Origin of the sequence: Henriciella aquimarina (assembly GCF_002088975.1) — a bacterium.
In the GTDB taxonomy this organism is placed as follows: Bacteria; Pseudomonadota; Alphaproteobacteria; order Caulobacterales; family Hyphomonadaceae; genus Henriciella; species Henriciella aquimarina.
Genome location: NZ_NCST01000054.1, coordinates 1 through 9,940, shown reverse-complemented (window position 1 = coordinate 9,940; position 9,940 = coordinate 1). Strand labels below are relative to the sequence as shown.

The following is a 9,940-nucleotide window of genomic DNA, read 5'->3' as shown; positions in this document are numbered from 1 at the left end:
CTTGTCTTAGAGATTCCTGGTCTTCTGGTTAGAAAAGAACCGCTGGTGGGGACTGCGCAATTTCCCCGCCGGCGTAGAGGAACGGATCGTGCCTGCGCTGGCTGAGTAAGTGCCGTTGGGAAGTTTGATCGTCCTCTTCATTTCCATGCGACCTGAACGGATACGAGGGCATCTAGGCCCGTACGACAAGCAAAGGATCTGGAATGTCCATCGAACCAGTTCGCCAGCATATCGGCGTCGATATTTCAAAGAGCACTCTGGATGCGCACATGTATCCTGAGGGCAGGACCATAACTGTCCCGAATGATAAAAAAGGATTCAGGCAATTGCTGACCTGGATGGCAGGATGTCATCTTGAACAGCTACTCTATGAACCGACCGGGCAGTATCATCTTGCCTTCGAGAAGTTCTTCCTGAAAGCCGAAATACCTCTCGGCAAGGTCAATCCACGGCAGGCTCGACGATTTGCGGACGCATTGGGTGTGTCGGCGAAAACAGACACGATCGATGCCGGGCTTATCGCAAAATACGGGGCGATGATTTCTGTGCGCCGCGTCAGCGACAGAACGATCAAGTTCAATGAAATGAAAGAGCTACAATCGGCTCGGCGCGCTCTGGTGAAAGACAGGACACGCGCGTCCAACCGGTCTTCCGCCCGGATAGCTCCCTTGTTGCGGCGCCAGGCACGGGAAAGGATTGAGCAGATCGACCGTCACATGAAAGCAATCGACGCGGCTCTTCGTTTGCTGGTCCGTGATGATGAATTCCTGAAAGCCAGATTCGACATTCTACAGACTATTCCTGGCATTGGAGAAACAACCGCGATCATGCTTCTGACCGAGATGCCCGAACTCGGCTTCATCGATCACAAGGCGGCCGCCAGTCTTGCAGGACTTGCTCCGATCGCTCGGGACAGCGGCACGTTTCGAGGCAAGCGATACATACAAGGTGGAAGAGCACATTTGCGACAGGCGCTCTATATGCCCACCCTCGTTAGCATAAAGCATAATCCGGAATTCAGCGCGAAATACCAGATGATGGTCGCCACCGGAAAAGCGCCAAAACTGGCCATCACAGCCATAATGAGAAAGCTTATCGTCCTGGCGAACAGTCTGCTTCGCGATAGCCGAAACTGGGTTCCAAGCCGGACTTGACGAAGACGGATACTTCCCATTCGGCCCAGGCGCCGGTGCGGTTCCGCTCGCCGTCATTGATGTTCACATAGTCCAGCGGAGACATCATCATGCTGCCCGGAACGGCCGGCCAGTCATCGTCCATGGATGCACGGAACGTCTCGGCTCCGAGACGCAGATCGCCGAGGCCTTTCACGGGAAGGTCGTATGTCAGCTTGGCGGAGATATCCTCGCCGTCTGTGACCATGGGCATGCCGCCATTGGCCGCCCCGCCTTTGTCGGAGAGGAAGTTCATCTCATGGTCGACATCGCGCCACGAGGCTTCCGCCGTCAGCCGGCCCGCGCCGAGCGGGCCTTCGCCGTGCAGCTGGACGCTGTTGCTGGTGTTGTCGACGAGGTCCATGCGCTGATTGGCAAAGCCTTCATATGGCACGCCCTGCTGGCTGATCCGGACCCAGAAGAGGACGTCGTCTGCCGGACGGGCGGCGAGCAGCAGGGACTGGTCGTAATTCTCGTAAAGGGTCGAGCGGACCTCCCTGCCGTCGCCGGCTTCGTAATTGTCCGCCTTGTTCCAGCTGGCCTCATAGCGCGCGCTGTATGTTTCGCCCGCGACATTGGCTTCGAGCGAGGCGCCCCGGCCATTGGAAACGCTGCGATAGCTTGCGCCGGCTTCTCCGAAGACCTCGATCCCGCCGTCGGAGAAGTCCGGGGCGCGGCTTTCGATTGAAATGACGCCGGCAATATTGTCCCCGCCCAGGCTGACCGGCGAAAGGGTCGGGGTTACGACGATCCGCTCGACGCGGGAGGCATCGATATAGGAGGTGACCGGATTCATGTGGTTTGGGCAGTAATTCGTCGCCTGCTGGCCATCGATGAAGACGCCGACTCGGTCATCGGCGAGCCCCCGCATGACCGGCAGGGAGGCTATCCCGCCATTCGACTGAACGGCAAGACCTGGCTCGCGTGACAGCAGCCTGAGCGGGTCGGCAGAGCCTGTGCGCTGGCTTTCGATCTCCCGCCGGGACACTGCGTAACCGCCTCCAGGCGGGCTGGCCGGGGGTGCGGTTTCGGTGTCCTGCGCATCAATCGGCGGCAGTTCGGTCGGAGACTGCGCCATGGCCGAAGGCGCAGGGAAAGTCGCAGCCAGAAGGGTGGCAGCCGTGCTGCAGAGAAGATTGGTTTTCATATCATGTGTCTCTTGAACAATCAGAGCGGGCCTTTGCGGCCAGCACAGGAAACGCGCATCGCCGGCGGCGTGCGCGTGCTTGAGGGCTCAGATTGAAAGAGGGGGCGCGCGCGGCGGCGGGGGCGGCGCGGCGAGACCGCGTCCCGGTGCGATGGCGGCAAGCTCACGCGCATGGGGCCGCGATGCGTAAACGGGCTTGCCCAGTGTGACGGCGACGTCCGGCAGCGCGAAGTGCGCCGTTACGGCATAGGGGCAACTTCCGTTTTCGTCGCTGTCGGATTGGCCGGGAAGCTCGTCCGGGTCGACATATTTCCCGGTCTTCAGGTCGAGGACCGCCGTGTCATTACCCGCACCGCCGCCATGGCAGATCACGACATGCACAAACTCCCCGGGCTCTGCAGATGCCTCGAGCATGTAGCCTGCGGGGACAAGCGCCCGCACGACCATCGCCATCAGCGCTAGAGCGCCGAGCAGCGACATGAGCCGCGAGCGAGCTGCAGATCGTCCCGTCATCGTGGGCCGGATGAAGGCCAAATCCGACCAGGAAAAGCAACTGCGGCACGCCGCCACATAGAGCCAGGTGGCTTAAATGGCTGCTTTCGGGATCTAGCTGACATCGAAAAGCAAGAGTTCAGCTCATTCAGTATTGTGAATGCGGCTTAAACCCGATCCTAAAGAACCGTCAGGGTGCAGTCGGCTAAGGCGAATCCCTTTCATTGAGCCTCTCTCCCACATGATCCCAAGTAGCCGCGTACGCATTCACCCGTCTTCTTAAGGATGAATGTGTAGTATGGCTTGTCATACCCCTCCGGCATCGGAAATTCCGCAGGTATGTCGAAGAGCACGCTTGTGGAAAGACCCGGTGGCATGTGACTGAACGGCTTTACGACCTCATAGCGGGGTCGGCGCATGTCTGGATCGTCTATGGGGCGCAAAAATCCCTCATTGACCAGTTGAGCCAGGCCGGCGCTTATGGGCAAAATCTCGTACTCATTCACCTCGCCGCTCGAAGTAACGCTCCGGGGGTCGATGCTTATGACGTCATACTCCGGCTCGGTCGGTGAGTATGGATCCAATTCGTCCCCGGCAGGCAGCATCACGTGATTGAGAAATTGAAAGTTGAGTTCTGTATCAGGCGACCGGCCAAGAGCTGCGACAAGCGCCTCACGAACCTGTTTATCTCGAGAAGTTTCTTCTTCCTGGCTCGGGATGCAGGGATACGCGTTCACGAAATCCACCAGACCTGATTCGACTCCCGTCACACCAGCGTGAAAATAAGGCAGGGAGTTCGCCAATATCACTCTGGATAGCCGATCTGTTGCTCCCTGAATCCGCCAAATTCGCCGGCCTTTTGAAGCGAGGATCAGATAGAGCGGGGTGTCGCCAGCCTCGAGGTCGATTGTCGAAACGTAAGTGACCTTGTTGGGCGCGCCAACACTTACCGTCGAAAGGGCTCGTGATCCGCCACTGCGGACCATGATCACCCGTTCCTCCGCGTTCGCGGCAGGAACCTCGCAAGCGATTGATTCTGTCCCTGTCCCAAGCGAAAGAGCCGGTGCTTTGACGATCCTGCGATGAGAGGACCGGCCGCCTGGTGCATCTTCTTCAGCAAACTTTGTCGCCGGAGCCATCTCAACGCGCCGAGGCGGGTTGGCTTGCCACTCTCGCGCGATCTCGCCGGCAGTGGGCCTGTCGTCATTGTTACAACCGGAAACCACAAGCGCGAGGACGACAAGCAGAAGGACAATGAAATAACGAATTGATGAACGTGTCGGGGTCTCAGTCATTCTCGCCTCTCCCGGGTGCTAACTCGCCGCTATCGTGGTTCGCAGGACATGTCCGCACCTGCCGCATTTGATATGGCGATGGAGATTGAACTGGTCATGGAACGAGGCGTGGGGTGAGGCGAATTTCTGTAAGCTCCACATTCGCCGGAACCTCGACATGGCCCGCTCGACGCCTGAACGGTAGAGGGCTGTTCTCCGCCCGATTGCTCAGATGGTGACCAAACTCCTGGCGGTCGCCGATGTTTTGACTTTACAACGCGCTTGGCGCCGGCTTCGCTCTACGCTCTTCCGGGAGACGGTGCGACCCACTACCGGGTTTCGCTCAAATTGTCGGTTATCGACACATCATCAAGGCGTGCCTTGCGTTCGATGGCGGGAATCCATATTTCCGATGACCGGCGCGGACCACACGGACAGGACATGACGATGATTGGTCTCGGCATTGGTTTGCAGGCCGCGCTCGTGGTAATCGGCATCTTCGTGGCCCGTGCTGCGATCACCACCGCGAGAACGCCACAAGGTGCTGCTGCCTGGGTCGTGTTTCTCGTTTCTTTTCCGCTCCTTGCGTTGCCTGCCTTCGCTTTGTTTGGCAGCGTTTCCCGACTATCCTCCGGAAGAGCGGGGCAGGACGTGCAGCCGCTCGCAAGACCCGAACAGGGGCGGCTCGACAGTTTTGCCAACCTCGCCGCCAACTACCCCACCGATGGCAATACAGTCACGCTTCTTGTCGACGGACAGGCGACATTCGATGCAATCTTCGCCGCCATTGACGCGGCAGAACGCGAAATACTCGTCCAGTTCTATATTATTCGCTCCGACGCCATCGGCGATGAATTGAAGGACCACTTGATCCGGGCGGCCAGACGCGGCGTTGAGGTCCGTGTGCTTTGCGACATAATTGGTTCTTTGTTTTTGAGCTTCAGCTATGTCCGAGCACTTCAGGCGGAAGGCATACAAATACGCCGCATGCGCGGCCCAAGTCGCGCCTTGGGCCGCCTCGGCGTGAATTTTCGCAATCATCGCAAGGCGGTGGTGGTCGACGGCTCGCTTGGATTTACCGGTGGGATCAATGTCGGGCAGGAATACATCGACGGGGGGAAGAGGTTCGAATCCTGGCGTGACACGCACTTAAGCATCAAAGGCCCCATGGTGACGCAGCTGCGAGATATCTTCGCGTTCGACTGGAACGCCGTGACCGGCAAGAAGCTGCCCTCTCTTCAAACCACCACGCCGTCAGATGCCCCGGGCAGTCAGCGCGGCCTCATCATGGGCTTTGGCCCCACGGATCGTCTCGAGCGGGGCAGCCTGCTGCTCTGCGGCCTCGTAAACCTTGCGCGTCACAGGCTCTGGATCGCGACGCCCTATCTGGTGCCGCATGCCGACCTGGTGACGGCGCTTCAGCTGTCTTCAGTGCGAGGCGTCGAGGTCCGCATCCTGATCCCCGAACCCTCTGACAACAACATAGCCTGGTATGCGTCTCGTAATGCCGCGCGCAGCCTGTCGGAAGCGGGAGTCGAAGTTTGTACTTACCAGCCCGGCTTTATGCATTCCAAGGTCATATTGATAGATGACGATATCGCGTCGGTCGGCACGGTCAATCTGGATATCCGTTCGGCCTTGATAAACTTCGAGGAGACCGCCCTGATTGAGGACCCGACCTTCGCCGCCGAAGTTGAGACCATGCTGGAAGAGGATTTTTCCAGGTCACGCCCGGTCGCAATTCCTGGGCCTTGGCATGTCAGATTGCTCGCGCCGGTTGCCCGGCTGTTTGGCCCGCTTCTTTGATGCAGCGCGTCCGTATCGTCAGCTGGAACATTCGCAAGGCCGTTGGTCTTGATTGGCGCCGCGATCCCGAGCGGGTGTTGCGTGTGCTCAAACGCCTCGAACCTGATATCGTGCTATTGCAGGAAAGCGACAAACGTCTGCCACCACGGCCACCAGCCTTGCCCCTCGATCTGGTGCGGCGTGCAGGATGGACAGCCATCGACGCCGACCCGGATACACCCTCGATTGGCCACCATGGCAACGCGATTCTCCTGAAGCCGGGTATACAGCTGAAGAGGCTCGTAGCGCTTGATCTACCAGGGCTCGAACCGCGCGGTGCTGTACTGGCGAGTGTGAACAACACCGGCATGAGCCTGACATTGGGCGCTCTTCATCTCGGATTACGTCGACGGGATCGCCTGCTCCAGATGGCCCATGTCCTCGACGCCGCCCACCAGTTGGGCGGCCCAAGCATTATTGGCGGCGATTTAAACGAGTGGCGGGACACTAAAAGTCTTCTGCCGTCCGGATCACATTGGACCGAGATCGCCCCCGGGCGCTCTTTTCACGCATCCGCGCCTCTTTTTAAACTGGATCGGTTCCTGATCAACGGCATAGATACCATTGATTCCTATGGCGTGTTGTCGAAGGATTCAGCAGAGCGCGCGTCTGACCATCTACCGATTTGGATAGATATTGAACTGAACGATCGAACCGTACCAGGCTGACGGTGCTTTGTGTTCCGAACCAGTCTCGGGCTGGCCAATCCCTCATATCTGGCGGCTATTTGTGTAGATCGTCTGCGAGTTGGTGTACTCAGACAGGCCTTCGAGAGCGTTCTCGATACGGCACCGACGAGCTTCCCGACAATCGTCATCCTGTAACTGGTCTCGAAATCAATACTCATCGCCATTCCTCCCTTTCCAGTTAGCCGGGCGCTGGTTGGCTGAGCGCGCGGCGCATGATCTTGCCGGTGCAGTCGCTAATAGCGCCGGCAAGTCCCGGAAATGTCGGGACTAATTCAAGACGTCTCGAATTCGCTGGGTTTGAGGAGACTGGCTGGCGGTGCTGTCAGTCTAATGCGAACCTGGCTCCAGCAGCTCGTAACGCGCCCTGCCCTATCCAGCCATAGACCGCGCCATTCTGACGCCACGCTCGTGGAGAAGTCTTCGACATTGCGAAGGGATAGCGGGAAGCGGACGCACCTCATCACTGCGAGCTGTGTGATTGCAGGCGACATGATGAAGTAGCGGAATGGATTGCGCGTGACCCAGGATTCAGAATGCCGAGTGGGGCGCTCTATCTCGAAACGCACCATATCCAACCCCTCGCAGAGGGAGGAGCAGATACGTTGACCAACGTGATCGCTCTTTGTCCAAACGACCATCGAAAAGCGCACTACGGATTAGATATCTTGGATTTTCGGGACGAACTTTACGCGGCAGTTCGGAATAAGTGACCCCTGTTTCCTGAGGTGTCGTCCAATCCCTGCTTTCCCTTATCCCCTCCTCCGCTAGAGGAGAGGAGGCATCTCGTCGGGATCGAGCCGCATATCGATAAGGACCGGCCCGTCTTGATCGCCAAGGCCTGCCAGGGCGGTATCGAGGTCCTCATGGGTACGGACCGTATAGCCCTTTCCACCGAGGGATTCGGCAACCCTGGCGAAATCAGGCCAGTCGAAAACGGAGATTTTCGGGTCCATGTCCTTGTTGCGGAACTGGATATGCTCCGCCCCGTAGGCGCCGTCATTGCACACGACCGTCACAATGTTCAGCCCGTAACGAACTGCGGTGTTGAATTCGCCAAGCCCGCCCAGCATGAACCCGCCATCTCCCGTCACGTGCAGCACTTTCCGGTCGGGCTTTGCAACAGCCGCGCCGATCGCATAGCTCATGCCGAAGCCGATCGAGCCAAGCGCAACGGTTATCAGAAAGTCGCGAGGGTGCTCGACACGCAAATGCCGCCAGGGTTCGGAGAGGAACCGTCCGCCATCGGTCACCACCACCCGGTCCCGCGGGAAGGCTTCTTCCAGCTTGCGGATCGCACGCTTCATGTCGACAGGATCGTCCGGGGCTGGGTCAGCAATGCCCTCATAGGGATCGAAGTCAGCCAGCCGGCGGGCGAGGTCATCGCTCCTCCATCCGCATCCCGGAATCTCCGCCTCGTCGAGCCATTGGCCGAACAGGTTCGCCGTCAGGCCGGCATCGCCCATGACACCGGCATCGGGACGCAGAAAGCGGCCGATCTGCGAAGGGTCTATATCGACCTGCACGATGCGCTTCCCCTTCGAGAAGGAGCCATGCCCCATTGTCCAGCTATTGAAGCTGGCGCCGAAGCCGACGATGCAATCGGCTTCCATCAGAAGCTCATTGGCCAGATCGTGACTGAGCGTGCCGCAAATCCCCAGATTGAAGGGCTCGTCGCGAAAGAGATCCCGGGCCTCAAGCGTTGTGCAGAGCGGCGCTTCAAGCCGCGCCGCAAACTTGCTGATTTCTGCACTCGCCGCCTCGTCGACAGCGCCCTTGCCTGCGAGCACAACCGGCCGGCGTGCCGCAGCAATAATGCCGATGGCATCGTCAAGGTCGGAGCTCTCGGGCACGAGCGCGCGCTGACTGGGCCTACGATAGGGCGCGGCAGTGTAGTCGGCGTCCAGCCATTGGAAGTCCACGGGGATATTGAGCACAATCGGCCGGCGTTCGAAGCTGGCCCGGCGGATTGCCGTGGCAACATCTTCCGCAATCGTCTGAGGCGACCGCAATTGCTCGAACCCTGCCCCGGTCGCCACAACGATCTGTCGCTGGGGAATTTTCTGAAAATTGTCGCGATCGGCAAGCGCCGTGTCGCCGCAAAGCAGGACCATCGGCGTGCGCGCCTTCACGCCCTGGGTCAGCGCAGAGACTGTATTGGTCAGCGCCCCGCCATGCGTCACCGTTGCGCATCCGGGCGTGCCTGTCGCTCGCCCATGCCCAAGCGCCATCAGGGCGGCCCCCCTTTCATTCGCCGCTGAAATGAAACGTCCCCCGCAATCCCTGATATAGCTGTCGACGAAGTAGAGATTGCCGTCACCGATAAGACCAAACATGGTGTCGATACCATTGTCGGTTACGGCTTTGGCGAGGGCTTCATAGGTCTTTGTCATATCTGCAGGTCCATGGGTCTTGCTCGGGAGGGCACGCTTCGATGTCTCCGCCACGGGACGTTGTTCTTCGGCGGAGCCTGATTTTCACTTGGCGGCGCGCTTGCTGTAAGACAAGCGCCTGTCTTTCATGAGCCGTTGCGTGATCCTTTTTTTCGGAGCTGGCGTGTCTCTGACGCCTCCAAACGGCATACCCCTCAATCTTTCAACCGGTCAGCCAGCTGATAATGCATGATCTTGCCGCTGGGGGTTTTCGGCAGCTCATCGACAAAATGAATCTTGCGCGGACATTTGTAAGCCGCGAGCCTTTCGCGCACGAAAGCAATCAGCGCCGCCTCCGTCACGGCCTGGCCCGCCCGCAGGGAGACAAAGGCATGGACGGTTTCGCCGCGATACTCGTCCGGCGCACCGACAATGGCGGCTTCGCGCACGGCTTCGTGGCGGTAGAGCACATCCTCGACCTCACGCGGCCAGACCTTGAAGCCCGACGCGCTGATCATGTTTTTCTTGCGGTCGACCAGATAGAACCAGCCAGCTTCGTCCATCAGGCCAATGTCGCCGGTATGCATCCACCCGTCGGCGAGCGTCTCGGCCGTCTCTTCCGGTTTGCGCCAGTAGCCGGTCATGACCTGCGGGCCGCGCACAAGGAGTTCCCCAGGCTCTCTGAGCCCGCATGGCTTGCCATCCTTGTCGACAATGCGCGCATCCACCCCACAGACCGGCACGCCAATCGCAAGCGCACCGGTTTCGGGATCGACCGGAATATCGGCCTCGAAGGGGGCAAGGTGGGTCTGTGCGGTCGTCTCGGTCATGCCGAAACTTGTATGCAGGCGATGGCCCAGCTCCTCCTCGAAGCGAGTTGCCAGACTCGGCGAGATCGGGGCCCCACCGGAATAGATGCTGTGAAAGCTGTCAAAGTCTGCAGGCGACACGC

At 59.3% G+C, this 9,940-nt stretch carries 9 protein-coding genes and 2 pseudogenes; 4 read left to right on the top strand and 7 right to left on the bottom strand.

Annotated elements, in window-relative coordinates; all coding sequences use genetic code 11:
- Window positions 1-203: 203 nt before the first annotated feature.
- Window positions 204-1,154: an IS110 family RNA-guided transposase gene (locus B8784_RS07925; protein WP_084396263.1), complete on the top strand. Its 951-nt coding sequence runs from the start codon at window positions 204-206 to the stop codon at window positions 1,152-1,154.
- Here the strand turns inward: B8784_RS07925 and B8784_RS07920 are convergent.
- The 4 genes and pseudogenes from B8784_RS07920 to B8784_RS22175 form a co-directional block, all read right to left on the bottom strand.
- A complete protein-coding gene (locus tag B8784_RS07920) occupies window positions 1,093-2,319 on the bottom strand; it encodes a TonB-dependent receptor plug domain-containing protein (protein ID WP_084397187.1) in 1,227 nt (408 codons plus the stop codon). The genes B8784_RS07925 and B8784_RS07920 overlap by 62 nt on opposite strands.
- An 87-nt stretch (window positions 2,320-2,406) precedes the next feature.
- Entirely contained in the window at window positions 2,407-2,832 is a 426-nt protein-coding gene (locus B8784_RS07915) for a DUF2946 family protein (protein ID WP_143435368.1), read from the bottom strand.
- Window positions 2,833-3,032: 200 nt separating this feature from the next.
- The gene (locus B8784_RS07910; protein ID WP_143435367.1) at window positions 3,033-4,106 is read right to left on the bottom strand and encodes a hypothetical protein; all 1,074 of its coding nucleotides are present in this window, start codon (window positions 4,104-4,106) and stop codon (window positions 3,033-3,035) included.
- Between the two features lie 69 nt (window positions 4,107-4,175).
- A pseudogene (locus B8784_RS22175) lies at window positions 4,176-4,341 on the bottom strand (IS6 family transposase); the annotation flags it as partial.
- Between the two features lie 191 nt (window positions 4,342-4,532).
- Here B8784_RS22175 and cls point away from each other — a divergent pair.
- Window positions 4,533-5,891, top strand: coding sequence for a cardiolipin synthase (gene cls, locus B8784_RS07900; RefSeq protein ID WP_158085632.1), 1,359 nt, complete (start codon window positions 4,533-4,535; stop codon window positions 5,889-5,891).
- Entirely contained in the window at window positions 5,891-6,598 is a 708-nt protein-coding gene (locus tag B8784_RS07895; protein ID WP_084397178.1) for an endonuclease/exonuclease/phosphatase family protein, read from the top strand. The genes cls and B8784_RS07895 overlap by 1 nt, the downstream gene beginning before the upstream one ends.
- Window positions 6,599-7,006: 408 nt before the next feature.
- Here the strand turns inward: B8784_RS07895 and B8784_RS22275 are convergent.
- Window positions 7,007-7,188: pseudogene (locus B8784_RS22275) on the bottom strand (hypothetical protein); the annotation flags it as partial.
- Here B8784_RS22275 and B8784_RS22170 point away from each other — a divergent pair.
- Entirely contained in the window at window positions 7,153-7,329 is a 177-nt protein-coding gene (locus tag B8784_RS22170) for an HNH endonuclease (RefSeq protein ID WP_407646473.1), read from the top strand. The pseudogene B8784_RS22275 and the gene B8784_RS22170 overlap by 36 nt on opposite strands.
- 54 nt (window positions 7,330-7,383) lie before the next feature.
- Here B8784_RS22170 and B8784_RS07885 read toward each other — a convergent pair whose 3' ends face one another.
- Together B8784_RS07885 and B8784_RS07880 are read right to left on the bottom strand one after the other, a co-directional pair.
- Window positions 7,384-9,009, bottom strand: a complete 1,626-nt coding sequence (locus tag B8784_RS07885; RefSeq protein WP_084397174.1) for a thiamine pyrophosphate-binding protein — start codon at window positions 9,007-9,009, stop codon at window positions 7,384-7,386.
- Window positions 9,010-9,203: 194 nt separating this feature from the next.
- The coding region (locus B8784_RS07880; protein ID WP_143435363.1) for a class I adenylate-forming enzyme family protein at window positions 9,204-9,940 on the bottom strand (737 nt) is incomplete at its 5' end.

Coding starts and splice junctions, on each gene's coding strand:
- B8784_RS22170 (WP_407646473.1), top strand. CDS start 7,153: ATGCCGAGTGGGGCGCTCTATCTCGAAACGCACCATATCCAACCCCTC.
- B8784_RS07895 (WP_084397178.1), top strand. CDS start 5,891: ATGCAGCGCGTCCGTATCGTCAGCTGGAACATTCGCAAGGCCGTTGGT.
- B8784_RS07915 (WP_143435368.1), bottom strand. CDS start 2,832: ATGACGGGACGATCTGCAGCTCGCTCGCGGCTCATGTCGCTGCTCGGC.
- cls (WP_158085632.1), top strand. CDS start 4,533: ATGATTGGTCTCGGCATTGGTTTGCAGGCCGCGCTCGTGGTAATCGGC.
- B8784_RS07885 (WP_084397174.1), bottom strand. CDS start 9,009: ATGACAAAGACCTATGAAGCCCTCGCCAAAGCCGTAACCGACAATGGT.
- B8784_RS07925 (WP_084396263.1), top strand. CDS start 204: ATGTCCATCGAACCAGTTCGCCAGCATATCGGCGTCGATATTTCAAAG.
- B8784_RS07910 (WP_143435367.1), bottom strand. CDS start 4,106: ATGACTGAGACCCCGACACGTTCATCAATTCGTTATTTCATTGTCCTT.
- B8784_RS07920 (WP_084397187.1), bottom strand. CDS start 2,319: ATGAAAACCAATCTTCTCTGCAGCACGGCTGCCACCCTTCTGGCTGCG.